This is a genomic window from Pseudomonas sp. LG1E9 (assembly GCF_003290225.1).
Classification (GTDB): domain Bacteria; phylum Pseudomonadota; class Gammaproteobacteria; order Pseudomonadales; family Pseudomonadaceae; genus Aquipseudomonas; species Aquipseudomonas cyclaminis.
The window spans coordinates 5,077,638-5,103,617 of sequence record NZ_CP029983.1; the positions used below are offsets into that span (position 1 = coordinate 5,077,638).

28 protein-coding genes are annotated in these 25,980 nt (G+C 60.7%); all 28 read right to left on the bottom strand.

Features of this window, described 5'->3' with window-relative positions; translation table 11 throughout:
• Positions 1-195 precede the first annotated feature (195 nt).
• Positions 196-399: a cold-shock protein gene (locus DNK50_RS23175; protein ID WP_099584136.1), complete on the bottom strand. Its 204-nt coding sequence runs from the start codon at positions 397-399 to the stop codon at positions 196-198.
• A 368-nt stretch (positions 400-767) separates the two neighbouring features.
• Positions 768-1,904 (bottom strand): flagellar biosynthesis protein FlhB, encoded by a 1,137-nt coding sequence (flhB, locus tag DNK50_RS23185; protein WP_099584134.1) that lies wholly within the window; start codon positions 1,902-1,904, stop codon positions 768-770.
• Between the two features lie 3 nt (positions 1,905-1,907).
• Positions 1,908-2,693: a flagellar biosynthetic protein FliR gene (gene fliR / locus DNK50_RS23190; protein WP_099584133.1), complete on the bottom strand. Its 786-nt coding sequence runs from the start codon at positions 2,691-2,693 to the stop codon at positions 1,908-1,910.
• Positions 2,694-2,697: 4 nt separating this feature from the next.
• Positions 2,698-2,967 (bottom strand): flagellar biosynthesis protein FliQ, encoded by a 270-nt coding sequence (gene fliQ / locus DNK50_RS23195; RefSeq protein WP_099584132.1) that lies wholly within the window; start codon positions 2,965-2,967, stop codon positions 2,698-2,700.
• Between the two features lie 4 nt (positions 2,968-2,971).
• Positions 2,972-3,715, bottom strand: a complete 744-nt coding sequence (fliP, locus tag DNK50_RS23200; RefSeq protein WP_112196367.1) for a flagellar type III secretion system pore protein FliP — start codon at positions 3,713-3,715, stop codon at positions 2,972-2,974.
• Entirely contained in the window at positions 3,715-4,155 is a 441-nt protein-coding gene (gene fliO / locus DNK50_RS23205; protein WP_099584130.1) for a flagellar biosynthetic protein FliO, read from the bottom strand. The genes fliP and fliO overlap by 1 nt, the downstream gene beginning before the upstream one ends.
• A gap of 1 nt (position 4,156) precedes the next feature.
• On the bottom strand, positions 4,157-4,624 hold the full coding sequence (fliN, locus tag DNK50_RS23210; protein ID WP_099584129.1) for a flagellar motor switch protein FliN: 468 nt from the start codon (positions 4,622-4,624) through the stop codon (positions 4,157-4,159).
• Positions 4,625-4,658: 34 nt separating this feature from the next.
• On the bottom strand, positions 4,659-5,627 hold the full coding sequence (gene fliM / locus DNK50_RS23215; RefSeq protein WP_010208755.1) for a flagellar motor switch protein FliM: 969 nt from the start codon (positions 5,625-5,627) through the stop codon (positions 4,659-4,661).
• 9 nt (positions 5,628-5,636) lie between these two features.
• Positions 5,637-6,137 (bottom strand): flagellar basal body-associated protein FliL, encoded by a 501-nt coding sequence (gene fliL / locus DNK50_RS23220; RefSeq protein ID WP_099584128.1) that lies wholly within the window; start codon positions 6,135-6,137, stop codon positions 5,637-5,639.
• Between the two features lie 220 nt (positions 6,138-6,357).
• Positions 6,358-7,698: a flagellar hook-length control protein FliK gene (locus DNK50_RS23225; RefSeq protein ID WP_099584127.1), complete on the bottom strand. Its 1,341-nt coding sequence runs from the start codon at positions 7,696-7,698 to the stop codon at positions 6,358-6,360.
• 128 nt (positions 7,699-7,826) lie between these two features.
• Positions 7,827-8,174: an Hpt domain-containing protein gene (locus DNK50_RS23230; protein ID WP_112196368.1), complete on the bottom strand. Its 348-nt coding sequence runs from the start codon at positions 8,172-8,174 to the stop codon at positions 7,827-7,829.
• A 30-nt stretch (positions 8,175-8,204) separates the two neighbouring features.
• Complete coding sequence (locus DNK50_RS23235) at positions 8,205-9,923, bottom strand: fused response regulator/phosphatase (protein ID WP_112196369.1); 1,719 nt, start codon at positions 9,921-9,923, stop codon at positions 8,205-8,207.
• Positions 9,920-10,225: an STAS domain-containing protein gene (locus tag DNK50_RS23240; protein WP_112196370.1), complete on the bottom strand. Its 306-nt coding sequence runs from the start codon at positions 10,223-10,225 to the stop codon at positions 9,920-9,922. The genes DNK50_RS23235 and DNK50_RS23240 overlap by 4 nt, the downstream gene beginning before the upstream one ends.
• A 77-nt stretch (positions 10,226-10,302) precedes the next feature.
• A complete protein-coding gene (gene fliJ, locus DNK50_RS23245) occupies positions 10,303-10,752 on the bottom strand; it encodes a flagellar export protein FliJ (RefSeq protein ID WP_099584123.1) in 450 nt (149 codons plus the stop codon).
• A 3-nt stretch (positions 10,753-10,755) separates the two neighbouring features.
• Positions 10,756-12,114, bottom strand: coding sequence for a flagellar protein export ATPase FliI (gene fliI / locus DNK50_RS23250; RefSeq protein ID WP_099584122.1), 1,359 nt, complete (start codon positions 12,112-12,114; stop codon positions 10,756-10,758).
• Positions 12,104-12,868, bottom strand: a complete 765-nt coding sequence (fliH, locus tag DNK50_RS23255; RefSeq protein WP_099584121.1) for a flagellar assembly protein FliH — start codon at positions 12,866-12,868, stop codon at positions 12,104-12,106. The genes fliI and fliH overlap by 11 nt, the downstream gene beginning before the upstream one ends.
• A 10-nt stretch (positions 12,869-12,878) precedes the next feature.
• Positions 12,879-13,898, bottom strand: a complete 1,020-nt coding sequence (gene fliG / locus DNK50_RS23260) for a flagellar motor switch protein FliG (RefSeq protein ID WP_017735208.1) — start codon at positions 13,896-13,898, stop codon at positions 12,879-12,881.
• Positions 13,891-15,675, bottom strand: a complete 1,785-nt coding sequence (gene fliF, locus DNK50_RS23265; protein ID WP_112196371.1) for a flagellar basal-body MS-ring/collar protein FliF — start codon at positions 15,673-15,675, stop codon at positions 13,891-13,893. Before fliF ends, fliG begins: the two co-directional genes overlap by 8 nt.
• A 16-nt stretch (positions 15,676-15,691) precedes the next feature.
• On the bottom strand, positions 15,692-16,021 hold the full coding sequence (gene fliE / locus DNK50_RS23270; RefSeq protein WP_099584119.1) for a flagellar hook-basal body complex protein FliE: 330 nt from the start codon (positions 16,019-16,021) through the stop codon (positions 15,692-15,694).
• Between the two features lie 128 nt (positions 16,022-16,149).
• Complete coding sequence (locus tag DNK50_RS23275; protein ID WP_112196372.1) at positions 16,150-17,526, bottom strand: sigma-54 dependent transcriptional regulator; 1,377 nt, start codon at positions 17,524-17,526, stop codon at positions 16,150-16,152.
• A 6-nt stretch (positions 17,527-17,532) separates the two neighbouring features.
• Positions 17,533-18,744: an ATP-binding protein gene (locus tag DNK50_RS23280; RefSeq protein ID WP_112196373.1), complete on the bottom strand. Its 1,212-nt coding sequence runs from the start codon at positions 18,742-18,744 to the stop codon at positions 17,533-17,535.
• 110 nt (positions 18,745-18,854) lie between these two features.
• Positions 18,855-20,330, bottom strand: coding sequence for a sigma-54 dependent transcriptional regulator (locus DNK50_RS23285; RefSeq protein ID WP_099584116.1), 1,476 nt, complete (start codon positions 20,328-20,330; stop codon positions 18,855-18,857).
• Positions 20,331-20,500: 170 nt separating this feature from the next.
• On the bottom strand, positions 20,501-20,797 hold the full coding sequence (fliT, locus tag DNK50_RS23290) for a flagellar protein FliT (RefSeq protein ID WP_099584115.1): 297 nt from the start codon (positions 20,795-20,797) through the stop codon (positions 20,501-20,503).
• Positions 20,798-20,823: 26 nt separating this feature from the next.
• A complete protein-coding gene (fliS, locus tag DNK50_RS23295; protein WP_099584114.1) occupies positions 20,824-21,228 on the bottom strand; it encodes a flagellar export chaperone FliS in 405 nt (134 codons plus the stop codon).
• A 142-nt stretch (positions 21,229-21,370) separates the two neighbouring features.
• Positions 21,371-22,771 (bottom strand): flagellar filament capping protein FliD, encoded by a 1,401-nt coding sequence (fliD, locus tag DNK50_RS23300; RefSeq protein ID WP_112196374.1) that lies wholly within the window; start codon positions 22,769-22,771, stop codon positions 21,371-21,373.
• Positions 22,772-22,851: 80 nt separating this feature from the next.
• Positions 22,852-23,202: a flagellar protein FlaG gene (locus tag DNK50_RS23305; RefSeq protein WP_099584112.1), complete on the bottom strand. Its 351-nt coding sequence runs from the start codon at positions 23,200-23,202 to the stop codon at positions 22,852-22,854.
• Between the two features lie 74 nt (positions 23,203-23,276).
• Positions 23,277-24,701: a flagellin gene (locus tag DNK50_RS23310; protein WP_053133208.1), complete on the bottom strand. Its 1,425-nt coding sequence runs from the start codon at positions 24,699-24,701 to the stop codon at positions 23,277-23,279.
• Positions 24,702-24,966: 265 nt separating this feature from the next.
• Positions 24,967-25,896: a ketoacyl-ACP synthase III gene (locus tag DNK50_RS23315; RefSeq protein ID WP_099584110.1), complete on the bottom strand. Its 930-nt coding sequence runs from the start codon at positions 25,894-25,896 to the stop codon at positions 24,967-24,969.
• Positions 25,897-25,980 lie beyond the last annotated feature (84 nt).

Genomic DNA, 25,980 nt, shown 5'->3' on the forward strand with positions numbered 1-25,980 from the left:
GAGAGCGATCCACCACCGGTATTCCTCGTTTCCTTGAAGCAAACTTTTGACGCCGGGAGGCGTCCTGAAGGCGGTATTGCAAGAAGCCTTCCAACTTTGCCTTTGAGGGTGTGGATCGCTACAGACGCCCGAAATATCGCGGATGCAAGAAATCCAAATGTGGGAGGCGGCAAGCCCGCTCCCACATTCGAGCCTTTAAACAGGCTTTATATTTGCGGCCTGCGGGCCTTTTTGTCCTTGTGACACCTCGAATTCTACTTTTTGGCCTTCTTCAAGGGTCTTGAACCCCTCCCCAGTGATTGCCGAATAGTGGACAAACAAGTCAGCACTCTTGTCATCGGGGGTAATAAAACCAAAGCCCTTCTCCGCGTTGAACCACTTCACCGTACCCGTCGCCATCGCCGTTCTCCGTACACTTCAATTAAGGACCTGCACCGGTTTCGTCAGATCAGTTTGATGTCGCATGCATAGATGCCATCGGGCCGATGAATCATCCGAAACGACACATTCTGGCCCTGCGAAAGCCTGCGGCCATCCGAGCTGCGCAGATCTACTGACACCTCATCCCCACCACCATCCGGCGCAATAGAGCCTCTACCGGTCTGTGGGTCATAAGATTTGACTCTGCCTGTAAACAACTGCATCACCTCACTTCCTGCATCTTATTGCGCAGTGCCTGAAGGCTATAAAACAGCGAGAAGGTGATGCTGGCTACTGTCAAAGTTGACAGGTAGACGGAGATTGGCGATCAGTGGTAATCGAATAAATCAGGAATCGCGCCGCAATTCCGGAGGGATCGGCAGGTCTTTGAGCGGATCCGGGCGTTTGCCCTTCCCTGCGCGGTACTGGCGAATCTGATAGACATACGCCAGTACTTGGGCCACCGCCAGGTACAACCCGGCCGGGATTTCCTGGTCGAGGTCGGTGGAGTAGAAGATCGACCGCGCCAGTTCCGGGGATTCGAGCAACAGGATGTCGTTGGCGACGGCGATTTCGCGGATTTTCAAGGCCGTGAAGTCGCTGCCCTTGGCCAGCAGCATCGGCGCGCCGCCCTTCTCCGGGTCGTACTTGAGGGCCACGGCGTAGTGCGTCGGGTTGGTGATGACCACATCGGCGTCGGGCACCGCGCCCATCATCTTGCGCTGGGACATTTCGCGCTGCAGTTGGCGGATGCGTTGCTTGACCTCGGGCCGGCCTTCCTGGTCCTTGTGTTCGTCGCGCACTTCCTGCTTGGTCATCAGCAGTTTCTTGTGGCTTTCCCACAGCTGGATCGGCGCATCCACGGCCGCAATGATGATCAGCCCGGCGGCCATCCACAGCGCGCTCCAGCCGACCACTTGCACGCTGTGGATGATCGCCGACTCCAGCGGTTCATGGGCGATACGCAGCAGGTCGTCGATGTCGGACGACAATACCATCAGCGCTACAAACAGAATCAGGATGAACTTGGCCAGGGCCTTGAGCAGCTCCACCAGGGCCTTGGCAGAGAACATGCGTTTGAGGCCCGCCGCCGGGTTCATGCGGCTGAATTTGGGCGCCATGCTGCCCGCGGCGAACAGCCAACCGCCGAGGGCGACCGGGCCGATCAACGCAGCCAGCAGCAAAGTGATAAGGATCGGCTGCACCGCCAGGATCGCGATCTTGCCCGAGTGCAGCAGGTATTGCCCCATGGCATCAGGATTGAGCAACACTTCGCGGGGCAAGGTGAAGTTGTGCTTCATCAACTCCAGCAGATCCAGCGCCAGGCCACCGCCGTAAATCAGCAGGGCGCCGGCACCGGCCATCATGGTGGCGACGGTATTGAGTTCTTTGGAGCGCGCAATCTCGCCCTTTTCCCTGGAGTCCTTTTTACGTTTCTCCGTGGGGTCTTCTGTTTTGTCCTGACCACTCTCGCTCTCGGCCATGGCTCAGCGCGCCCGTGCCAGATCACGTAAGAACTGCAAGGCGTCGGTCGCCAGCGGTTGATACTGATTGAGAATGTCGGCCAGGCCGACCCAGAAAATCCCCATGCCCAATACCAGGGTCAACGGGAAACCAATCGAAAAGATGTTCAACTGCGGCGCCGCACGGGTCATCACGCCAAACGCGATGTTGACCACCAACAACGCAGTGATCGCCGGCAGCACCAGCAACAGCGACGCGCCCAGCACCCAACCGAGGCGCCCGACCGTTTCCCAGAAGTGATTGACGACCAAGCCGGAACCCACCGGCAAGGTGGTGAAGCTTTCGGTCAGCACCTCGAACGCCACCAGGTGTCCGTTCATGGCCAGAAACAGCAAGGTCACCAGCATCGTCAGGAATTGCCCGATCACCGCCGCCGACACGCCGTTGGTGGGGTCGACCATGGAAGCGAAGCCCATGCCCATCTGGATCGAGATGATTTGCCCGGCAATCACAAATGCCTGGAAGAACAGTTGCAGGGAGAAGCCCAGCATGGCGCCGATCAGGACTTGTTCGGCGATCAGCATCAGCGCACTCAGGTCCAGGGCGTTCACCGGCGGCATGGGCGGCAAGCCAGGCACCAGCACCACCGTGATCGCCACGGCGAAATACAGGCGCACCCGGCGCGGCACCAGGGTCGTGCCGAACACCGGCATGGCCATCAACATGGCCGTCACGCGGAACAACGGCAGGATGAACGAAGCCACCCAGGTGCTGATCTGGGTGTCGGTCAATGCCAGCAGGGAGTTCACCCGATCAGCCGATCAAGTGCGGAATACTGCCGTACAGCTGCAGGATGTATTCCATAAAGGTTTGCACCAGCCACGGGCCGGCGACGATCAGGGTGACCAGCATCACCAGCAAGCGCGGCAGGAAGCTCAGGGTCTGTTCGTTGATCTGCGTGGCGGCCTGGAACATCGCCACCAGCAGGCCCACCAACAGGCTCGGCACCACCAGCACGGCGACCATCACGGTGGTCAGCCACAGCGCTTCACGGAACAGGTCGACGGCAACTTCTGGAGTCATCGACCTATACCCCGCCGAAGCTGCCGGCCAGGGTGCCGATAATCAGCGCCCAGCCGTCCACCAGCACAAACAGCATGATCTTGAACGGCAACGAGATGATCAGCGGCGACAGCATCATCATACCCATGGCCATCAGCACGCTCGCCACCACCAGGTCGATGATCAGGAACGGGATAAAGATCATGAAGCCGATCTGGAACGCAGTCTTCAACTCAGACGTCACGAAGGCCGGCACCAGGATCGTCAGCGGCGCCTGATCCGGCGTGGCGATGTCAGTGCGCTTGGACAGGCGCATGAACAGCTCCAGGTCGCTGGAGCGGGTCTGCGACAGCATGAAATCCTTGATCGGCACTTGGGCCCGGTCAATCGCCACCTGGGCGGTAATGGTTTCCGCCAGATAGGGCTGCAGGGCTTGCTGGTTCACCTTGTCGAACACCGGCGCCATGATGAACATGGTCAGGAATAACGCCATGCCGGTGAGAATCTGGTTCGACGGCGTCTGCTGCAAGCCAAGGGCCTGACGCAGGATCGAGAACACGATGATGATCCGTGTGAAGCTGGTCATCAGCATCACAAACGCCGGGATAAAGCTCAGCGCGGTCATGATCAGCAGGATCTGCAGGCTGACCGAATATTCCTGGGCCCCGGCCGCGTTGGTACCCAACGTGATCGCCGGGATCGACAACGGGTCGGCGGCCATCGCCAACGGCGCAGCCAGCAACAGCATGAGCGTCAATAAAACGCGCATTACTTCGTATCCTTCTGATCCTTGCCCAGCAATTCCATCAGGCGCTGAGCGAATTCGGGCGTGGCGGGCTTGGACTGATCCACGTTCACCGGGGTCTTGAGCACATGCAGCGGGGTGATGCGGCCAGGGGTCAGGCCCAACAGGATCTGTTCTTCACCCACTTGCACCAGCACCAGTCGATCACGCGGGCCGAGGGCGCGGGAGCCGATCATCTCGATCACCTGCGCGTTGCCCGGACCGACCTGCTGCACGCGGCGCAACAGCCAGGCCAGCACAAAGATCAGGCCCACCACCAGCAACAGACCCAGCACCAGCTGGGTCAACTGGCCACCGAGGCCGCTGCCGACCGGCGCCGCAGCGACGGCCGCCTGAGCCACCGGTTCTGCCGCCCAGGCGCTCAATGGCAGCGCGACCCCGAGTCCCACCATCAGCCGCTTCATATCAGCGCAACTTCTTGATGCGTTCGCTCGGGCTGATCACGTCCGTCAGGCGGATGCCGAACTTCTCGTTGACCACCACCACTTCACCGTGGGCAATCAGGGTGCCGTTGACCAGCACGTCCAATGGCTCACCGGCCAGGCGATCCAACTCGATCACCGAGCCCTGGTTGAGCTGCAGCAGGTTGCGGATATTGATGTCGGTGCTGCCCACTTCCATGGAAATCGACACCGGGATGTCGAGGATCACGTCCAGGTTCGGCCCATCAAGGGTCACCGGGTCGTTGTTCTTCGGCACGCTGCCGAATTCTTCCATTTGCATGCGGTTTCCTGCGGGTGCGGTGGCGGCATCGGCGGCCAGCAAGGCGTCGATGTCGTCCTGGCCCACATCGCCGGTTTCTTCCAGGGCCGCAGCCCATTCGTCAGCCAGGGCCTGGTCTTCGGCGGAAGTGTTTTCGTGTTCGGTAGCCATTGCATGTCCTCGGCGAAGCAAAAATGAGTGTTGATCAGCGACGATTGATCGGCTCGACCACTTGAAGAGCCAGGTTGCCCTTGTGGGAACCCAGCTTGACCTTGAACGACGGCACGCCGTTGGCGCGCATGATCATTTCTTCCGGCAACTCGACGGGGATGATGTCCCCCGGCTGCATGTGCAAAATATCCCGCAAGCGCAGTTGGCGACGGGCCACGGTGGCGCTCAAGGGCACGTCGACGTCCAGCAGGTCTTCGCGCAGGGCCTTGACCCAACGTTCGTCCTGGTCGTCCAGGTCGGACTGGAAACCGGCGTCGAGCATCTCGCGCACCGGCTCGATCATCGAGTACGGCATGGTCACGTGCAGGTCGCCGCCGCCGCCATCGAGTTCGATGTGGAACGTGGACACCACAATGGCCTCGCTCGGCCCGACGATGTTGGCCATGGCCGGGTTTACTTCCGAGTTGATGTACTCGAAATTGACTTCCATGATGGCCTGCCAGGCTTCCTTCAAGTCGATGAAGGCCTGCTCCAGCACCATGCGTACGACGCGCAACTCGGTAGGGGTGAATTCGCGGCCTTCGATCTTGGCGTGACGGCCGTCACCGCCAAAGAAGTTGTCCACCAGCTTGAACACCAGTTTGGCGTCGAGGATGAACAGCGCGGTGCCGCGCAACGGCTTGATCTTGACCAGGTTGAGACTGGTCGGCACGTACAGCGAGTGCACGTACTCGCCGAACTTCATCACCTGCACGCCGCCCACCGCTACGTCCGCCGAGCGGCGCAGCATGTTGAACATGCTGATCCGGGTGTAACGGGCGAAACGTTCGTTGATCATCTCCAGCGTCGGCATGCGTCCACGGACGATGCGATCCTGGCTGGTCAGGTCATAACTTTTGACGCTGCCGGGCTCGGCAGCCATTTCGGTCTGTACCAGACCATCGTCGACGCCATGCAACAGCGCGTCGATTTCATCCTGGGACAGCAGGTCTTGCACGGCCATGTCGTGATCCTACTGCAATACGAAGTTAGTGAAGAGCGCCTGCTCGACCACGACTTTGCCGAGCTCTTTCTGGGCCACTTCCTGCACGCTGGCAGTGACCTTCTGGCGCAGCATTTCCTGGCCCACCGGGGTGGCCAGGGTGTCGAAGCTCTGCCCGGAGAACAGCATCACCAGGTTGTTGCGGATCACCGGCATATGCACTTTGAGGGATTCAAGGTCGCCTTTGTCGCGCGCCAGCAAAGTGATGCTCACTTGGAGGTAGCGCTGACGACCGTTCTGATTGAAGTTGGCGACAAAGGCCGGAAGCATCGGCTCGAAGATTGCCGGTTGCTTGACGTTACTGGCGGTTTCAGCGGCGGGTGCCGGTTTGCTTGCACTGCTGTGCATGATGTACCAGGTGCCGCCCACGGAGGCGCCGATGGCCAGGAGCAGGCCCACGACTATCATCAGGATAAGCTTGAGCTTGCCTTTGCCTGCGGGTGCTTTTGCTGCGTCTTCGCTCTTCGCCATGCCAATAATCCGTCACTATTCGGGGATTCATAGATCTACGGAAAGGCAAGAGCAAGTGTTATGCCAGAGTTGTCCGGGCAAGCGGGGATGAAGGGCACCACAAAACAAATGTGGGAGGGGGCTTGCCCCCGATGAGGTGTTTCAGTTCATACATCAGTTGACTGACACACCTCATCGGGGGCAAGCACCCTCCCACATTTTGACCCATGCCAGGCTCAGGTCAGGCGTAGTAATCGACGGCGCTGGAGCCGACCACCGTAGACGTCACGGGCGCAACCGCTTCAGCCACATCAAGGTGGCTGCCGCTGTCACCGCTGTCGCCACCGCGCCCAGCGCGACTCACGCCACCGGTCTGGGCCTGCTGTTGCTGCTGCTCCTGACCACGGGACTGGTCGGACACATTGACGTCCACCTGCCCCATGCCCTGTTGCGCAAACATCTCCCGCAGGCGGCCCGACTGGCTTTCCAGCGCCTCACGCACCACCGGATGAGCACTCATGAAATTGACCTGGGCCTGCTGATCGGCGGTCATGTTGACCTTGATATCCAGGCGACCGAGTTCAGCCGGCTGCAACTGGATCTCCGCCGACTTGAGGTTGGCGCTGGACAGGTACATCACCCGATTTACGATCTCGTCAGTCCAGCCGCTCTGGTGCATGGCCAGTGGCGCATTCGTCGTCGGCGGCAAGGCGTTGGCCGTTCTCGGCGTGGCCGCCTGGGTCAGCGCCGCCAAGCGATTGGCGAAGTCATCGACACGGGTGTCGCTGCTGGCGTTTTTCAGGTCTTTGAGGCCGCCCTCGATCAAGCCGCTGAAGGCTTTGTCGCCGCCTTGGTCAGTGCTGTCTTTGGTGGCTTGCTCGTCGACCATCGTGGCCAGCCCGGCGGCAAAGTTCTGCGCGGCGGTTGGCTGGTCCTGGGTGGTCGTCGGCGCAGTCTTGGCCTGCGCCTGGCTGCTGGCCGACACATGCCCGCCCTGCTCCATCGCCAGGCGCAGGGTCGGCAAGGCATCCAGGGGATCGGCCTCGGGGTCGAACACCGGCTTGGCTTCTTCGCTCGCCGCAATTGGCGCTGCGCTCACGGGCTGAGCCTTGGTGTCGGCTGCGTCAGCGACAGGGGCCGGGACTGCCACCGGAACGGGCACGGCCACCGGGGTGACGGCGGCAATCAACGCCGGGTCGACAACCGGATCAACGGCGGGCTGTTGCACCACCAGCGTCGGGTCAGCCGGCGCCTCCTCATCCGCGCTGGCGCTGTCGTCGGACGCGACTGGCGGCTTGGCAGGCAAGGTATTGCCGCTATCGGCAACGGCGGGCGTACTGGCGGCAGGCTTGTCGCTGCCGGTCGCCGGTTTGGCGGCGGCATCGGCAGGCTTGTCCCGCGCTGGTTTGACCGAGTTGTCGTCGGCCTTGACCGGGGCTTTCGTGCCTTGGTTGGCGAACACTTGAGCGAAGCCAGGGCCCTTGTCCCGTGGGTCCGCGGCCGTGACCAGTGCATTAGCGGCAGGCGCTTGCGGCTTGGCCGCAGGAGCAGCCTGAAGAAGCGAATTAGGGGCGACTGGCATAAGTAAAGGTCTCCACTGCATGGGGATCGGGGATGCAGTATCAGGAGATATAGCAAGAGTTGGGCCAGGTTTGCGGGATGCGCTGTGCAACGGGTGCATAGCCGGTGCCTGGCCAATGGCACGCTCGATCAAACCCCGGCAAACCGCTCCCGTTCATGCTCATACAACGGCCGAACCAACTCAAACTCCCGATCGATCTGATCCACCAAGCCCCCCAGGTCCGAAGCAGCCTCAACAGACTCAGCCTCCAGCAACTGACACAACTGCGCCAAACGCACCGCCCCAAGGTTGCCACTGCTGCCCTTGAAACTGTGCGCAATCTGCCCCAGCGCCTTGGCATCATCCCGCGCCTGGCGCAGCGCCTCGACGCGTTTGCGGGAGTCGTCCAGAAAGGTATCAAGCAGCTTGGGATACTCGCCTTCCATCACCTCCTGCAAACCCGACAACACATCCGGGTCCATATGAATCTCTGCCACTTGCTCGCTCCCTGATCAAGAATCGGCGGATTATGCCAGAGCCCCCCAGCAAAACTCCACGCAGACACTGCGCCCACCGTCGGACCAGCGTACCTCGCTACTCAGCTGGCGCACCAGGCTCAGGCCCCGACCAGACAGACGGTCCACGTCCAGCGGCCGCGCCAGTACCCGTTCCACGTCGAAGCCCGGCCCGCTGTCTTCCAGGCGCAGGGTCATTTTGCCGCCCATCGGGGTGGGTACCACTTGCACATGTACCCGCACGTAACCGCTGTTCAACTGCGTCAGACGGTCGTTGCGCTGGCGATAATATTCGGCGAAACCCTGGGCATCGCACTTGAGCCGCGAGTCCAGCCCGAGCACGCCGTGCTCCAGGGCATTGGAATACAACTCGGCCATCACGCTGTAGAGCGCCCCGCTCTGCTCGCGCAGGCCGTGGATTTCCAGCAGCAGCTGCAGCAGATAAGGCAAAGGGTTGTAGCGCTTGAGGGTCTCGGCACGGAATTCGAAGCTGACCGACCAATCCAGCGGGCACGATTGGCCACTGTCGGCATACAACGGGCCGGTGGCACGCAGTGACTGGCCGGCCCGCAGGGTGATTTCCACCATGCTCACGTCATCACGCGCCTCACCCCGAAACGCCGCCAGGGCCTCTTCGATATCCTCAAACAGGCGATTAGGCTCGCGATTGGCCGCGAAGACCTGCTGCAAACGCTCGGCGCCGAACAGTTGATCGTGGGCATCGGCGGTATCCAGCACGCCGTCGGACAGCAAAAACACCCGGTCGCCCAAGGCCATGGGCCACACCTCGGTGCGGTCATCAAAGGCTTGCGCCGACAGCACCCCCAACGGCAAATGCCGCGATTGCAGCGGCGTGCGCTTGCCGCTGGCGACGTCATGCACATAACCGTCGGGCATACCGCCGTTCCACACCTCCAGCGCACGCCGCTCGGTGCTCAGGCACAACAGCGTGGCGCAGCAGAACATGTCCACCGGCAGGATGCGCTTGAGCTTGGCATTCATCTCCCGCAGGATCTGAGACAGGCCATACCCCTTGGCGGTCATGCCGTAGAACACTTCCGCCAGGGGCATGGCGCCCACTGCCGCCGGCAGGCCGTGGCCGGTGAAATCGCCGAGCAGCACGTGCATGTCGCCCGACGGCGTGTAGGCCGCCAGCAGCAGGTCGCCATTGAACAGCGCATAGGGCGATTGCAGGTAGCGGATGTTCGGGGCGGCGTTGATGCAGCCGGAGTGGGCGACCTTGTCGAACACCGCCTTGGCCACCCGCTGCTCATGCAGCAGATAGTCATGGTGCCTGGCGATCAGGTCACGCTGTTGCAACACCGTGGCTTGCAGGCGGCGCAGGCGGTCCATCGCGTTGATCTTGGCCGCCAGGATCAGTTGGTTATAGGGCTTGGGCAGGAAGTCATCACCGCCGGCATCCAGGCAATCGGCCAGGGCGGCGCTATCGCGCAGGGAGGTGAGGAAAATGATGGGGACCAACTCCTCCCCCGCCAGTTGCTTGATCCACCGCGCGGCGCCGTAGCCATCCATCACCGGCATCAAGGCATCCATCAGCACCAGTTGCGGACGCTCGCGGGCAAAGAGCTCGACAGCTTCTTCGCCGTTGGTGGCAGTAAGCACCTGATGCCCCTGGCGCCGCACAATGGTCGACAGCAGCAGAAGATCGGTCGCATTGTCATCGGCGATCAAGATCGTCAGCGCCTCAACCGCAGGGGCCAGGGCGCTCAATTGATGTCGAACAGCTTGTCGAAGTTGGAGATGGCGAGGATCTTGCGCACGTCGGAGTTGCTGTTGATCACCTCAACTTGCGCATCGTCCCCACCCGCGTGATCGCGCAGCAGCAGGAGCATGCCCAGGGCCGAACTGTCCATATACGTGGTGTCTTTCAGGTCGACCACGTACGACTCAGGCACCTTGTAGAAACGCTCGTAGGACTCACGAAAGTCCTGATGACTGCCGAAATCAAACCGGCCCTTGATTGCAATCATCAACTTCTTCCCATCCAGGGATACTTCTGACTCGACTGACATACGACGGCTTCCTTGTCATTGGCGATATGCAACAAGGTGTAGCAGGTGATGGGGCTGTGGGCAACTTCTCGCCAAGATCAATACACATCTTTACGCGGCATGCGCTGGGACAACTCATCCAGCAGCTTCTGCTCGCGCTTGTCTTCGAGGGCCCGCGCCTCATCGATATAGCGCTGCACCAGCTTGCGTAAGCCTTCGACCCGCGCAAACGCTTCCTGCCAACTTTCGCGGGCTTTATCGAGGTTGTTCTGGTGCCAGGCCAGGCTCTGGCGCTGTTGGCCGACGGCGGTTTCCAGTTGATTGAGAAAGCCCTGGTAGCCCATCAACCATTGGCCCGAAACGCCCTTGGTGCCGCGCTCGATCCATTGTTGCTGGTACTCGCCGCGAAAGCGTTCCAGGTCGCCCAGCTTGCTTTCCGCCAGGCGAACCTGGCCCTGGAAATAACCCAGGCGCTGCACGGCGGTTTTTTCGGCCTTTTCGGCCATGTCCACCACCGGGGCCAGGCGCGCGGCGCGGCTGTTGGCCATGGCTTAGCCGCCTGGCGCAGGCGCGAAGATGGAGTGCAGATGGGCTTCGCTTTCGCCCATGCTGATCTTGTCGTTGAGGCCCTGGCGCAGGTAGGTCACCAACTGCGGTTGCAGGGCGATCGCCAGGTCGGTGTCGCGATCACCACCGGCCACGTAGGCGCCGACGCTGATCAGGTCGCGGCTCTGTTGATAGCGCGACCACAACTGCTTGAATTGTTGCGCACGGACCATATGCTCCGGCGTGACCACCGCCGGCATGACCCGGCTGATGGACGCTTCGATATCGATGGCCGGGTAGTGCCCTTCTTCGGCCAAACGGCGCGACAGCACAATGTGACCGTCGAGCACGCCCCGCGCCGAGTCGGCGATGGGGTCCTGCTGGTCATCACCTTCGGACAATACGGTGTAGAACGCGGTGATCGAGCCGCCACCGGCCTCGGCATTACCGGCGCGCTCCACCAACTTGGGCAGCTTGGCAAACACTGACGGCGGGTAACCCTTGGTCGCCGGCGGTTCACCGATGGCCAGGGCGATTTCCCGCTGGGCCTGGGCGAAACGTGTGAGCGAGTCCATCAGCAACAGGACGTTCTTGCCCTTGTCGCGAAAATATTCGGCGATGCGCGTGCAGTACATCGCGGCGCGCAAACGCATCAGCGGCGCATCGTCCGCTGGAGAGGCGACGACCACGGAGCGCTTGAGGCCTTCTTCACCGAGGCTGTGCTCGATGAACTCCTTCACCTCGCGGCCCCGTTCGCCGATCAGCCCCACCACGATGATGTCGGCCTCGGTAAAGCGCGTCATCATGCCCAGCAACACCGATTTACCCACACCGGTACCGGCGAACAGGCCCAGACGCTGGCCGCGGCCGACCGTCAATAATCCGTTGATGCTGCGAATGCCCACGTCCAGCGGCACGCTGATGGGGTTGCGGTTGAGCGGGTTGATGGTGGGGCCGTCCATCGGCACCCAGTCTTCGGCTTTCATGCCGCCCTTGCCGTCCAGTGCGCGACCGGCGCCATCCAGCACGCGGCCGAGCATGCTCATGCCCATGGGCAGGCGACCCGTATCGGCCAGCGGCACCACGCGGGCACCGGGGGCGATGCCCGCCAGGCTACCCACGGGCATCAGGAAAATCTTGCTGCCGGAAAAACCCATCACTTCCGCTTCGACCTGCACCGGGTGGTAGCTGTCGTCGTTGATCACCATGCAGCGGCTGCCCATGGCAGCGCGCAGGCCCTCGGCTTCGAGGGTCAGGCCGACCATACGCAACAAGCGCCCTTCGAGGATGGGCTGGCCGGGCAGTTCAGTGGCTTCGACGTAGCCGCTCAGGCGCTTGGCGAAGCTGGTGCGATCAAGGCGCATCGGTAGCGTCCAGGTCCACGCTGAGGTCAGGTTCGGCGGGGTTCAATACCTGCTCGTGAACTTGATCCAGCAACTTGGCCATGATCTGGCTGATGCGGGTTTCCACCGTGGCATCGATGCGGCTGTGTTCGGTCTCGACCCGGCAACCACCGGGCTGCAGCGCTGCGTCTTCGACGATGCGCCAGGTTTCTTCATGGCGCTCGCGCAGGGCTTTGACCTGCTCGAAATCCTGCGGGTTGATGTACAGCCGTACATTGCCGACACCCAGCGGCAGCAGCTTGAGGGCTTCGCGCATCACGCTTTCGATATGGCTGGAATCGAGCACCAGTTCGCGCTGGATCACCTGGCGGGCAATGTGTTCCACCAGGCCGACCATGGATTTTTCGATCTGCGAATCCTGCTCGGCGATGGGGTCGAACAACACGCCCATCAAGCGCTCCAGGCTGGCCAGCTGGACGCTCAGCGCCGCTTCGGCCTCTTGGCGCACCTTGAGGGTGGTGCTGCGAAAACCGTCTTTTTCACCGGCCGCGAAGCCTTCGTTGTAAGCCTCCTGGCGGATGCTTTCCAACTCTTCCAGGGTCAGTGGCTGGACTTCTTCCAGCGGCACTTCTTCCATTTCCACCGGCAGCTCTTCAACCGGTTCCGGCTCAGGCTCCGGCACGTGCGGATCGAAACTGGGCAACGACCAGATGTCGAACCCACCGACATCCCGTGCGCGAATCAGATCGCTGGGCGCCTCATCTTTGTTCGACATCAGGGGCGCCTTAGATCATTTCTTCGCCGCCCTTCCCGCCGAGAACGATTTCTCCGGCTTCGGCCATACGGCGGGCAATGGTGAGGATTTCTTTTTGCGCGGTTTCCACGTCGCTGACGCGCACCGGGCCCTTGGCTTCCAGGTCGTCGCGCAACAGTTCCGAAGCACGCTTGGACATGTTCTTGAAGATCTTCTCCTTGACGCCTTCGTCCGAGCCTTTGAGGGCCAGCACCAGCACGTCGGAGGAGACTTCGCGCAGCAGCGCCTGGATGCCACGGTCGTCGACATCGGATAGGTTGTTGAAGACGAACATGAGGTCTTCGATCTGGCCGGACAGGGTGTCGTCGATCTCGCGGATCGAGTCCATCAACTGGCCTTCGACCGAGCTGTCGAGGAAGTTCATGATGTCCGCCGCGCGCTTGATGCCACCCAAGGTGGTCCGTGCGGCGTTGGAGTTGCCGGAGAACTGTTTCTCCAGAATGGTGTTCAATTCTTTCAGAGCCGCTGGCTGCACGGTGTTCAGCGACGACACCCGCAGGATGATGTCCAGGCGCACTTTATGGTCGAAGTGGCCGAGCACTTCACCGGCCTGGTCCGGGTCGAGGTACGCGACGACGATGGCCTGGATCTGCGGGTGCTCGAAGCGGATCACGTCGGCGACCGCACGCGGTTCCATCCACTTGAGGCTGTCCAGACCGCTGGTATTGCCGCCCAACAGAATACGGTCGATCAGGCCGTTGGCTTTGTCTTCGCCCAGGGCCGAGGTGAGCATCTTGCGGATGTAGCTGTCGGAGCCGACGCCCAGGCTGGTCTGGTCGCCGACGATCTCGACGAACTCGCTCATCACCTGTTCGACTTGCTCACGGTGCACATTGCGCATTTGCGCCATGGCCACGCCCACCCGCTGAACCTCTTTGGGGCCCATGTGGCGCAGCACTTGGGCGGCGTCGGTTTCACCGAGGGACAGCAGCAGGACTGCGGCTTTGTCGACCTTGGTGAGCTTGGCAACAGCGGCTCGATTATCACTCATCTGCGTTGATCCACTCTTTCACGACCTGGGCCACACGGCCCGGGTCTTCTGCCACCAGACTTTTGATTGCGTTCAACTGTGCGTCGTAGCCTTCGCTCGGGCTTGGCAACAGGATGCTTTGCGGGCCGCCGAGGCTGACGCGGTCGTTGGCCAGTTCGCCGTCCAGGCCGCCCATGCCACCCAACTCGACGTCACTGCCACCAAACGCCGCCAGTTGTTTGTTCTTGCCGTTGCCGGTGATGTTGTTGAGCACCGGACGCAGCACGCCGAACACCAGCACCAGGATGAACAACACACCCAGCACTTGCTTGACGATGTCCCAGAACCACGGCTGGGTGTAGAACGCCGCTTCGGCGATGACTTCACCACGCTCGGCGGAGAACGGCATGTTGATCACGCTGACGCTGTCACCACGGCTGGCGTCAAAACCGACAGCGTCCTGCACCAGGCGGGTGAAGCGCGCCAATTCGTCGGCGCTCCACGGCGCACGGGTAACGGCGCCATCCACCGCATTGACCTTGACCTGATCATCGACCACCACCGACACCGACAGGCGATTGACGCGGCCCTGTTGTTGCTTGGTGTGGCTGATGGAACGGTCGAGTTCGAAGTTCTTGGTGGACTGGTTACGCTTGTCCGCCGGGTACGGTGCGAGCATCGGCTGGCCGGTGGCCGGGTCCATGATCTGCTGGCCGTTGGCGTCCAACAATGGCTGGCCAGGCTGGATCGCAGCAGCGGCAGCAGCAGCGCCACCGGTGGTTTGCGGGGCCGAGGCCGGGGCCGGTGGCTGGTTGCTCAGGGCACCCGGCACGCCTTGCGGCGGGCCATTGGCGGCGGTGCGTTGTTCGCTGGTGGACTGCTCGCTGCGCAAGGCCGGCTGGTCCGGGTTGAATTGCTCGGAGGTCGACTCGACCGCGCTGAAGTCCACGTCGGCGGACACTTCAGCCTTGTAGCGGTCGTTGCCCAGCACCGGTTGCAGGATGTTGTGCACACGCTGGGTCAGCATGCTTTCCATGCGGCGGCTGTAGTCGAACTGCTTGCCGGCCTGGGTCAGCGCGGAGTTTTCCGCCATATCCGACAGCAGGTTGCCCTTCTGGTCGACCACGGTGATCTGGGATTTGCTCAGCTCAGGCACGCTGGTCGCCACCAGGTTGACGATCGCCAGCACTTGGCCCGGCTCCAGGGAACGGCCGGAGAACAGCTCGACCAATACCGAAGCACTTGGCTTGCGTTCATCACGCACAAACACCGAGCTTTTCGGAATGGCCAGGTGCACACGGGCGCCCTTGACGTTGTTGAGGCTGGAGATGGTGCGGGCCAGCTCGCCTTCGAGGCCACGACGGTAACGCGTGGCTTCCATGAACTGGCTGGTCCCGAGGCCCTGGTCCTTGTCGAGGATTTCAAAACCGATATTGCTGTCGGACGGCGTTACGCCAGCGGCGGCGAGCTTCATGCGCGCACGGGCCACGTCATCGGCCTTGACCAGCAGCGCGCCGGAATTGGGCTCCACGGTGTAGGCGATGTCGGCGGCGGCGAGGGTTTCCATGATCTGCTTGGAATCCATGCCCGCCAGGCTGCCATACAACGGACGGTAATCGGGTTGTTGCGACCACAACACCACGGCAAAACCAATTGCCACGCTCGCAGCCAGGCCGACCATCAGGCCCACCTGACGCAGCATGGTCATTTCCGAGAGGTTTTCCAGGAACGACAGGCCAAACAGCGGCGGCTTGCCATCTGCCTTGGCGGGTACGTTGTCGGAGACTGCTTCTGCCATGACTTAAATCTCGCCCTTAAACCGGCATCTGCATGATGTCTTGATAGGCCTGAACCAGCTTGTTACGCACTTGGGTCAGAGCCTGGAAGGAGACGCTGGCCTTTTGCGAGGCGACCATCACATCGGTGAGGTCCACGCCGCTTTTGCCGATCTCGAATGCATTGGCCAACTGGCTGGAGGCTTGCTGGGTGTCACTGACTTTGTTGATGGCTTGGCCGAGCATGTCGGCGAAGCTGCTTTGGCCCAATTGCGGCGCTGGCGCGACGGATTTCGGTTGAGCCATGGCATCCATTTGCATGGAGCGCATATCCAACATCAATCGATTGAACTCAATACCCTGGCTCATGAACTTCTCTCTCCAACCCGCAAATTTTTGACACTACGCAGCGATTACTAGGGGAGGTAGCAACAAGGGTGCCAGCTCTGTATCAAGTCGTAAGAAAAGGCGACAAACCTTGTCGACCTTGTTACCGGTCAGGTGGCGAACAGATACGCTTCCACGTCCATCCCGGCGTCACGCATTTGCGCCAGCTTGTAGCGCAGGGTGCGCGGGCTGATGCCCAGGCGCTCGGCGGCCTCTTTGCGGCGGCCGCGCTCGGCGCGCAGGGTGTCGATGATCATCTGGAATTCGCGGCGACGCAGGTCGTCGCCCAGGGCACCGCCGGGCTCCGCCTCGGCAACCACGGGCGCAGGCGCCAAGGTAGGCAATGGCGCCGCACCACTGCCCATGGACAGGCAGAAATCCTGGGGCTGGATCAAACCGCCCTGCTGCAGAATCAGCGCGCGCTGGATGGCGTTGTCCAGTTCCCGCACGTTGCCCGGCCAGGGATAGCTGATCAGGCAGGCTTGCGCCTCGGCCGACAGTCGCGCCTGGGCGTGCTTCATTTTTTTGACGTGGTTGTTCAGCAGGCGCTCGGCCAGCGGGACGATGTCCGCTGGGCGCTCACGCAGCGGGCGCCAGGCCAGGGGAAATACCGAAAGCCGGTAGAACAGATCTTCACGAAAGCGCCCCGCCGCCACTTCGCCGGCGAGGTCACGGTTGGTGGTGGCGACCACACGGATGTCCAGCTGGATCGGCTTGCGTGCGCCCACGCGCTCCACTTCGCGCTCTTGCAGCACGCGCAGCAGCTTGGCTTGCAGGCCCAGCGGCATTTCCGAGATTTCGTCCAGCAGGATGGTGCCGCCGTCGGCCTGTTCGAATTTGCCCGCCTGGGCCGCGATGGCGCCGGTGAACGAGCCTTTTTCATGGCCGAACAAAGTGGCTTCCAGCATGTTGTCGGGGATCGCCGCGCAGTTGATGGCGATGAACGGTTGTTTGGCGCGATTGGATTGTTGGTGGATATAACGCGCCAGCACTTCCTTGCCGGTGCCGGACTCGCCGGAAATCAGCACCGTGGAATCACTGCGCGCCACGCGGGCCGCCAGCTCCAGCAATTGCGCACTGGCCGGCTCGAAGGCAATCGGGCCATCGCCTTCGCTGGCGGGGATCACGCCCAGGGCGTGCCGCGCGACCAGTTCGATCAGCGCCTTGGGCTCGAAGGGCTTGACCAGGTAGTCCGCCGCGCCCTGGCGCATGGCATCCACCGCGCGCTCCACGGCGCCATGGGCAGTCATCAGCAACACCGGCAGTTGCGGTTGGCGCGCACGCAGCAGGGCCAGCAACTGGTGGCCGTCCATGCCTGGCATGTTCACGTCACTGACCACCAGGCTGAAGGTTTCGTGCTCCACCGCCTCCAAGGCCTCCTCGGCAGAACCGACCGCCCGGTAGTCATGGCCCGCCAACAGCAGCGTGTCAGCCAATGCTTCACGCAGGGCGCGATCGTCTTCCACCAACAGAACCTTGATAGCCATTACTTTTTACTCCGCGCCTGCCGCGCATGAAAACAGCGGCAGGCTTATCAGTGCACAGGTGCCACGCCCCAGTCGGGAATGCAGTTGCAATTCTCCCTGATGGGCACGGGCCACGGCCTTGACCACGGTCAGGCCGAGGCCGGTTCCGTTGGTCTTGGTAGTGAAGAAGGGTTCGCCCAGGCGCTTGAGCACCACAGGGTCGATGCCGGCGCCGCTGTCGCTGATGCACAGGCGCAAGGTTTGCTCACGGCTATACAGGTGGACCTTGAGCCGCGCACCCGGGCCGCTGGCCTGGATAGCGTTTTCGATCAAGTTGAGCAGCGCGCCCACCAGGGTGTCTCGATTGCACAGCAACTCGCCGAGGTGGCTGTCGCACTGCCAGCGCACCTGAGTGTCTTGAATATGGGTGCTCGCAGCCGCTTGCAGGGCCTGCATGAGTTGAGCGGGCGTCACGCGGTCGGTCAGCGGCAATTCGCCGCGGGCAAACACCAGCATGTCGCGCACCTGGTGCTCCAGTTCGTGCAGACGCTCCTTGAGACGGCCGGCAAACCGCTGCTGGGTGGCGACAGGCAATTGCTCATCAGTCAAATGACTGGCGTAGATCAACGCCGCCGACAGCGGCGTGCGGATCTGATGCGCCAAAGAAGCGACCATCCGCCCTAATGATGACAAGCGCTCGTGGCGCGCCAATTGGTCTTGCAAGTGACGGGTTTCGGTCAAGTCATTAAGCAACACCAGTTGCCCCGGCTCCGCGTCCAGGGAACGGGTGGCGATGGACAGGCGGCGCCCGTCCTTGAGGGAGATTTCGTGACCGTCATCTTCACGCGGCGCGAAGCAACGGGTGATGACATGGCGCCACAACTCGCCCTCCAGCGGCAGGCCGAGCATGTCGCAGGCCGCAGGGTTGGCCTCGCGCACGCGGCCTTCTTCATCGATGACAATCACGCCACCGGGCAGCAGCGACAGCAGGTTTTGCAGACGGTTGGCCAGGCGCTCTTTCTCGGCTAACTCTTGCATGCGCTGGGCGCTCACCACTTCCAACTCGCCTTTAAGCTCCGAGACGCGGGCTTCGAGCAGGCTGTAGGAGTCAGTCAATTGGCTCGACATCTGGTTGAACAGCGAAAACGCCTGTTCGAGACCCTGACGGCTTTGCTGCTCCACAGAGGGCATAAGCCCCGGGATAGAGGGGCTGGAAGATTGCTGGGCGGCGTGGGGCATCATGCTCTCTCGCTGGCTGACCGTCAGTTAAACGGAACGTTGCGAGGGCTGTAGCAATACTTGTGCCGAAAAAAAACCGCTGATAAATCAGCGGTCTCTGGAATCAGGCGTCAATCATCCGCCTGTTCATCGCCTTCCCGACGACTCATGCCGTACTTGCGCATCTTCTCCACCAGGGTGGTTCGGCGGATGCGCAAGCGCTCGGCGGCGCGGGCGACGATGCCGTTGGCGTCGTCCAGGGCCTGTTGGATCAAGCCTTGTTCCAGGTTGCCGAGGTAGTCCTTGAGGTCCAGGCCTTCGGGCGGCAGCATGGCGGTTGAACCGAAGTCCGGCGTGTGGCCGTTGATGGCGACACGCTCTTCCATGTCGCTGCGCAGGCTGTCGACCATCTGCTCGTCTTCATCATCAACGTAGCGGAATTTCTTCGGCAACTCGATCACGCCGATCACACCGTACGGGTGCATGATCGCCATGCGCTCCACCAGGTTGGCCAGCTCGCGCACGTTGCCCGGCCAGCCGTGGCGACACAGGGACATGATCGCGGCAGAGTTGAAGCGAATCGAACCGCGCTTTTCGTGTTCCATGCGCGAGATCAGTTCGTTCATCAGCAGCGGGATGTCTTCCACGCGCTCACGCAGCGGGGCCATCTCGATTGGGAAGACGTTGAGGCGGTAGTAGAGGTCTTCGCGGAAGCTGCCCACCTCAATCATGCTTTCAAGGTTCTTGTGGGTAGCGGCAATGATGCGCACGTCGACGCTCTGGGTCTTGTTGCTGCCCACGCGCTCGAAGGTGCGCTCCTGCAACACGCGCAGCAGCTTGACCTGCATCGGCAGCGGCATGTCGCCGATTTCGTCGAGGAACAGGGTGCCGCCGTTGGCCAGCTCGAAACGCCCGGCACGGCTGGTGATCGCCCCGGTAAAGGCGCCCTTCTCGTGGCCGAACAGTTCGCTTTCAAGCAGCTCTGCCGGGATCGCCCCGCAGTTGACCGGCACGAATGGCCCGTCGCGGCGCTTGGAGTGGTAGTGCAGGTTGCGTGCGACCACTTCCTTGCCGGTGCCCGACTCGCCGAGGATCAGCACACTGGCGTCGGTATCGGCCACTTGCTGCATCATCTGGCGCACGTGCTGGATGGCGCGGCTGGTGCCGACGAGGCTGCGGAAAAGGTTGGGTTCGCGGTGGCGACCGCGCTCGCGGGCCTGGTCGTACATCTCGCGATAGACCTGGGCACGGTGCAGGGAATCCAGCAATTTGCTGTAGCTGGGGGGCATTTCCAGGCTGGAAAGTACGCGGCGGCGTTGGTCTTCCGGCAGCTCGACAGAAGAAATATCACCAATCAGCAACACGGGAAGGAACTCATCCCAGGTAGACAGTGTCTTTAACAAGCCCAAAACAGCGCCTGGAGCGTTTACCGTCCCGATCAGCACACAAATGACTTCACGGCTCGATGACAACGAGCTGACCGCCTGCTGCCAGTCATGGCTACCGCAGGGCAGATTTTCTTCGCCAAGAAAATTCAAAATCACCGCCAGGTCGCGGCGGCGGACGCTATCGTCATCGATCAGCAGAATTTTGGTTTCACGCCACATGCAATAGCAACTTCCCTAGTAAAACTTCCTGCCCCGAGATTGAGGGCAATCGAGGCGCCTGTAAGACTTCTTACCCTACTAGACGTCTGAAATCTGAAAACAGCACTAGTTAAGTCAAAAATGCGAGCACAGTCAAATATATGACGCGCCGTTCGGATTAACTGAGCCATTCAGCCGAACAGATGGTAAACCTTTGACGCATTTTTAGCTTGGTTGATCTGCGACATCTCTTCAAAAATAGCCTGCCTTTCGCCCGTCGTCACCTGCAGCAATTGCTGGTAGACCGCCAACAGGCTCTCAAGCTTCTCACGCAACGCATCTTCGTCTACCGGCGCCTCACTGAGCACCTGCTCGATCACGTCGCGACAGCCCATATCCAGCTCGCCGATGGCGTCCCAGTTACGGTCCGCCAGCGCGCCCATCAGCGCCTCACGGGTTTCATCAATGCGTTGCAGTGCGTGGCTCATGACGTGTTCCTCAAGGCACCCAGGCCTTATTCTGCGGTAGCCTGTGGGGCGCCAATCGCATCCCAGCCTTCTTTAACGGTAATCATCAAACGAGCCACTTCGTCGATCATGTCGACGTCGTTATGCAGGTTGGCTTCCATCAGACGGTTGGTCATGTAGGCGTACAGACTCTCCAGCTGTTGGACGTAAGCCGGGTTATCACTCTTTTCAGCGTCCAGGCCGTCGCGCAGGCCGATGACGATGTCGATGGCCTTGCCGAGCATCAGGCCCTTCTGGGCGATGTCGCCACGCGCCAGCGCGCCCTTGGCCTGGGCCATACGGTCGAGCCCGCCTTCCATCAGCATTTGCACCAGGCGATGCGGGCTGGCTTCGGAGATCTGAGCATGGGAATTGACCTTCTGGTATTGGCGAAGGGCTCTCATGGGATTCATGTTTCTACCTCGTGACAGGCGACAGCGAAAAGGATTCTAGTAACCAATATGTCGACGGGTTCGCAAAAAGCTTTAGCCCCCGTCGTCCCGCGATAAAAAAAGGCCAGGCAGATTGCCTGGCCTTTTTTTGGTCAGCAGGGGATCAAGTATTGGTCTTGACGTTATTCAGCGCATTGAGCGTGGTCATGACGCTGGTGCTTTGCTGGCGCAGTTGGGCGACCAGGGTGTCCATGGCGTTGTACTTGGCCGACAGGCTGTTGGTGAGCAGGGTCATGCGCTCGTCGAGCGTGGCCTGGTCCTTGGTCAGGTCCTTCAGCGTATTCGACAAGGATGTCGAACGCGTCGCCAGGATACCGGTACTCGCCTTGGCAAAGTCATCCGTGGCGCTTTTCATCCTCGCCAACATGCCGTCCTTACCGCTGAACATGCTGTTGATGTCGGCGCCGTTGGTTTTAACCGCCGCGTCCCACTTCTTGTCATCGATCGCCAGTAGGCCCGTGCTCGAACTGGTGGTCACGCCGAACTGCGCCAGGGACTTGAACGCACCGGTGCCCGACAGCGTGTTGAACTCATTGCGGATCGTGCTCTGCAACGAACGCATGGTCGAGTCGCCGGTCAACGCTGCCGCCGTGGTGCTGCCGTCCAGGTTCGTAGTGACCTTGGTTTCGGCGTTCATGGCGGTGATCAGGGCGTTGTAGGTGTCAATGAAACCCTTGACCCCGGACTTGAGTGCGGTGTTGTTGGTGCTTACGGTAATCAGCGTGGCGTTTTTCACCGGCGGATCACTTGTGTCACCGGTTTTGACTGCCGATACAGCCACCAGCTTGATGTTCACGCCACTGAGCGCGCCCTCGATGCTGTTGGTCTTGGACACAGACGCAACCCCATCGATGCTGTAGAGCGCATCCTTGGGCTGTTCGACGACCGTGGCACCCACATCCAGCCCCGAGGTGCCAGAGAGAGTAAGGTCCGAGCCGGTCCCCATGGTGGTAGAGGTCAGGATCAATCGCGAACCGTTGGAGTCGGTTTGAATGTTGGCGCTCAGCCCCGAAGTACCAAACTGGGTATTGATCGAGTCACGCACCTGCTGCAGGGTCGCCCCCGCTGGAACATTGAGGTCGTAAGCCTTGCCCGACTGAGTAATGGTCAGTGTCGTCGACTTGTCCGTCGCGTTGACTACCGTCGAGGTGCCACCGCTGAAGTTCTTGCTCGACAGCTTGGACGCCTGGGCCAACTGGTCGACGATCAACCGGAAGCTGCCGTTCGAGGCCGTATTGCTGGCCGTCATGGTCGCGGTCTTTTCATCCGACGACGAACCGCTCAAGCCGGTGAAACTGCTGTCCTTGGACATGGTGTCCAGAGCATTGCGGAACGCATCCAGAGCGGCCTGAACCTTGCCGATCGAAGACAGCGTGGTGGTCGCCTTCGCAGACGCGGTATTGATCTGCGTTTGCTTGGGCACCTTTTCGGCGTTGACCAAGGATGTCACGATCGCTTGCGTATCGATGTTCGAACCGATACCACTTACCGTTGAACCCGCCATCATCTATCTCCTGTTCGGTGGCTGCCGTTATCTTGACTTATTACGCCTCAAGACCAGACAGCAACAAGTTTCATGCCAGCTCAGACCTTGTCGTCAAACAACAAGTTGCTTGCGCTGCTGAGGTTCTGTGCCAGCTTCAAGGCTGTTTCCGACGGAATCTGGCGAATCACTTCACCATTGTCGGTATTGATGACCTTGACCACCACGCGGTGGGTGGAGTCATCAATGGAAAAGTCCAGGCTACGCTGAGTGGCCTGAACGAAATCACGAATATCGGTTACTGCTTTTTCCAGGTCGGCGCGTGCGGGCTCTTGGCTGATCGCGGGCGTTGCCTGGACATTCTTGACACTGTTGTCAGTCACTACCTTGGCAGGTGCGCTTTGAGGTGCAACCGGCGGATAAGACTGGTTCAGCTTTACACTCATGTCCATGTCCAATCTCCTCTAAACCGAAAAAACGGAAGGGCACGTAGACGCGCCCTTCCGTTAGTTACCAAGCGCTGGGATTACTGAAGCAGCTTCAGTACAGCGGATGGCAGCTGGTTAGCCTGCGACAGGATCGCGGTGGAAGCCGACTGCAGGGTTTGTTGCTTGGTCAGTTCGGCGGTTTCGGAAGCGAAGTCGACGTCCTGAACGGTGGAACGTGCAGCGGTGGAGTTCTTCTGAATGTTCTGCAGGTTGTCTGCAGTGGTAGTCAGACGGTTCTGGGTAGCACCCAGGCCCGAACGAACGCCGTCGATAGTGCCGATGGCCTTGTCGATAACAGCCAGCGCGTTTTGAGCGTTGGTAGCGTCGGTCACGTCGGTGTTAGAGATGGTGGTCTTGGTCGACGAAACGGTAGCAGCCGAGAACAGGTCCGATACACCAGTACCAGCATCGCTCAGGGAGTAGCCTTTGGCCGAATCCAGGGAAACCTGACCGGTCACAACGATTGCAGCAGCACCCAGAGCAGCCGGGGTGGCGAATGCGCCAGCGCCGTCTTTAGCGCCAACCAGGATGTTGGTCTGGGCGTTGGCATCAGCACCAGAGAACGACAGGTTTTCGCCGGAATCCGACTTGACCGACAGGGTTTTGTTGGATTCGTCGTAGTTAACGCTGATGCCCAGTTTGGCAGCGTTCGATTTCAGCTGGTCAGCCAGGCCGGCCAGGTCCTTCACGCCGACGAAATCAACAGCATTACCGCTACCTACAGCCAGTTTGAAGTTCGACGGAGTGGCAGCGCCTACTTCCAGTTTGACTTCAGTGCTGGCGGTAGCGGTCAGGCCACCGATCGAACCGTTCAGGCCCGCAGCGATGTCTTTAGCCGAAGCGCCTGCAGCGTAAGTTACGGTTTTGGTCTGACCGTTGCCGGTAACAGTGATGTCGCCGCCAGCCAGGCCAGTTGCGCTAGGCACGATGGCCTTGGTTTTGACCTGCTGCGAACCAATGTTGTTGGCTGCAACGTTTTCCAGGCTCAGGTTGATGGTTTCGTTAGCGTTGGCGCCAACCTGGATAGCTTTGGTACCGTACGAACCGTCCAGCAGCTTCTGGCCACCGAAAGTAGTGGTTTGCGAGATACGGGTCAGTTCCGAAGTCAGAGCCTGGTATTCGTCGTTGTTCGACTTACGGTCGTCAGCGCTGAGGGAGCCAGTAGCGGAAGACAGAGCCAGGGTACGCATTTTTTGCAGGATGTCGGTCGAAGCCTGCATCGCGCCTTCAGCGGTCTGAGCGATGGAGATACCGTCGTTCACGTTTTTTACTGCTTGGCCCAGGCCGTTGATTTGGCTGGTCAGGCGGTTAGCGATCTGCAGGCCGGCAGCGTCGTCTTTAGCGCTGTTGATACGCAGGCCGGAAGACAGGCGCTGCATGGAAGTGGCCAGGGCGCCGCCAGCTTTGTTCAGGTTGCCCTGAGTAGTGATCGAAGCAATGTTGGTGTTTACTGTTAAAGCCATGACGAAATCCTCGTTGGATGGATACTGCGGCTTCCGGCCCTGGCAACCGCCGGGTGTGGCCTGAGAACCTACGTAATAGTTATCGTCGTGGTGGGCAGTTGCTTGAGGATTTTTTTGATTTTTTTTACTGGCGCCGTGCCACCCCTTGCAATTCAAGGGTTTACGCAGACGCAACCCCCCTATTTCATTGGTGTTTCTGGCGCCAAATAAAAAACGCCGATGATCTCTCGATCATCGGCGTTTTTTTATAGGCCCTGCCAAAGGGTCAAGGGCGATACAAAATCGCCGAACCCCACGACAGGCCCACACCAAAACCGCTGATGGCCACGCGCTTCCAGGTGGCGTCCATCACATGCTTTTCCAGCAGCAGTGGAATGCTCGACGACACGGTGTTACCGGTCTCGACCATGTCCTTGATGAACTTCTCCACGGGTGCATCTTCAAAGCGGCGCGCCACGGCGTCGACAATCGCCGCACTGCCCTGGTGGATGCAGAACGCGTCGATCTCATCGGCCTTGAGGTCCGACTCGTTGAGCAGCTCATGCAGATGCGCGGGCACCTTGAGCAAAGCGAAGTTGAACACCTGGCGGCCGTTCATGAAGAACACGCCATCGCTGACCTTCAAGTGCGGCGCGCCGGAACCGTCGGTGCCGAACTTGGACTTGCCCAGCAACCACGGCGCGTCTTCGCCCATCCAGGTGGCGGTGGCGGCATCGCCGAACAGCATGGTGGTGTTGCGGTCTTCCGGGTCGACGATCTTCGAATAGGGGTCGGCGGTGATGAGCAGGCCGTTTTTCAGGCCGGTGGCTTCCATGAAGCCCTTCATCGCGTAGATGCCGTAGACGTAGCCGGAGCAGCCCAGGGAAATATCAAAGGCCGCCACATGCGTCGGCAGGCCCAGCTTGTCCTGGACGATGGCGGCGGTGTGGGGCAAACCCTCTTCATCACCGTTCTGGGTGACGACAATCAGCGCGTCAATCGATTCGCGCTTCAGATCCGGGTTGTTGGCAAACAAAGCGTTGACCGCCTCGACACACAGATCGGAAGTTTCCTGGGCGGCTTCCTTGCGCGGCAGGAACGCCGAACCGATCTTGCCAATGATGAATTCTTCATCCTTGGCGAATTTGGCACCCTGGGCGTAGTTATCGATCCCGTCTGCCGGCACGTAACTGGCGATGCTTTTTATGCCAATCATTGTGGCTTCCCAATACTAAATAGCTGGAGAACACCCCGAGGACTGCGCCCGGAGTGCTGACAATAAAGGGGATAACCCCATAAC

Bases quoted from the DNA above. Each gene is read 5' to 3' on its own strand.
- fliH (WP_099584121.1), bottom strand. From the start codon at position 12,868: ATGTCGAACAAAGATGAGGCGCCCAGCGATCTGATTCGCGCACGGGAT.
- DNK50_RS23275 (WP_112196372.1), bottom strand. From the start codon at position 17,526: ATGGCTATCAAGGTTCTGTTGGTGGAAGACGATCGCGCCCTGCGTGAA.
- DNK50_RS23225 (WP_099584127.1), bottom strand. From the start codon at position 7,698: ATGCCAGTCGCCCCTAATTCGCTTCTTCAGGCTGCTCCTGCGGCCAAG.
- fliJ (WP_099584123.1), bottom strand. From the start codon at position 10,752: ATGGCCAACAGCCGCGCCGCGCGCCTGGCCCCGGTGGTGGACATGGCC.
- fliN (WP_099584129.1), bottom strand. From the start codon at position 4,624: ATGGCTACCGAACACGAAAACACTTCCGCCGAAGACCAGGCCCTGGCT.
- DNK50_RS23240 (WP_112196370.1), bottom strand. From the start codon at position 10,225: ATGTCAGTCGAGTCAGAAGTATCCCTGGATGGGAAGAAGTTGATGATT.
- fliO (WP_099584130.1), bottom strand. From the start codon at position 4,155: ATGAAGCGGCTGATGGTGGGACTCGGGGTCGCGCTGCCATTGAGCGCC.
- DNK50_RS23315 (WP_099584110.1), bottom strand. From the start codon at position 25,896: ATGATTGGCATAAAAAGCATCGCCAGTTACGTGCCGGCAGACGGGATC.
- fliQ (WP_099584132.1), bottom strand. From the start codon at position 2,967: ATGACTCCAGAAGTTGCCGTCGACCTGTTCCGTGAAGCGCTGTGGCTG.
- fliE (WP_099584119.1), bottom strand. From the start codon at position 16,021: ATGAGCCAGGGTATTGAGTTCAATCGATTGATGTTGGATATGCGCTCC.
- flhB (WP_099584134.1), bottom strand. From the start codon at position 1,904: ATGGCCGAGAGCGAGAGTGGTCAGGACAAAACAGAAGACCCCACGGAG.
- fliL (WP_099584128.1), bottom strand. From the start codon at position 6,137: ATGGCGAAGAGCGAAGACGCAGCAAAAGCACCCGCAGGCAAAGGCAAG.
- fliI (WP_099584122.1), bottom strand. From the start codon at position 12,114: ATGCGCCTTGATCGCACCAGCTTCGCCAAGCGCCTGAGCGGCTACGTC.
- DNK50_RS23285 (WP_099584116.1), bottom strand. From the start codon at position 20,330: ATGTGGCGTGAAACCAAAATTCTGCTGATCGATGACGATAGCGTCCGC.
- fliP (WP_112196367.1), bottom strand. From the start codon at position 3,715: ATGCGCGTTTTATTGACGCTCATGCTGTTGCTGGCTGCGCCGTTGGCG.
- fliS (WP_099584114.1), bottom strand. From the start codon at position 21,228: ATGAATCCCATGAGAGCCCTTCGCCAATACCAGAAGGTCAATTCCCAT.
- fliF (WP_112196371.1), bottom strand. From the start codon at position 15,675: ATGGCAGAAGCAGTCTCCGACAACGTACCCGCCAAGGCAGATGGCAAG.
- fliG (WP_017735208.1), bottom strand. From the start codon at position 13,898: ATGAGTGATAATCGAGCCGCTGTTGCCAAGCTCACCAAGGTCGACAAA.
- DNK50_RS23175 (WP_099584136.1), bottom strand. From the start codon at position 399: ATGGCGACGGGTACGGTGAAGTGGTTCAACGCGGAGAAGGGCTTTGGT.
- fliD (WP_112196374.1), bottom strand. From the start codon at position 22,771: ATGGCGGGTTCAACGGTAAGTGGTATCGGTTCGAACATCGATACGCAA.
- DNK50_RS23310 (WP_053133208.1), bottom strand. From the start codon at position 24,701: ATGGCTTTAACAGTAAACACCAACATTGCTTCGATCACTACTCAGGGC.
- DNK50_RS23280 (WP_112196373.1), bottom strand. From the start codon at position 18,744: ATGCCCCACGCCGCCCAGCAATCTTCCAGCCCCTCTATCCCGGGGCTT.
- DNK50_RS23305 (WP_099584112.1), bottom strand. From the start codon at position 23,202: ATGGACATGAGTGTAAAGCTGAACCAGTCTTATCCGCCGGTTGCACCT.
- fliT (WP_099584115.1), bottom strand. From the start codon at position 20,797: ATGAGCCACGCACTGCAACGCATTGATGAAACCCGTGAGGCGCTGATG.
- fliM (WP_010208755.1), bottom strand. From the start codon at position 5,627: ATGGCCGTGCAAGACCTGCTGTCCCAGGATGAAATCGACGCGCTGTTG.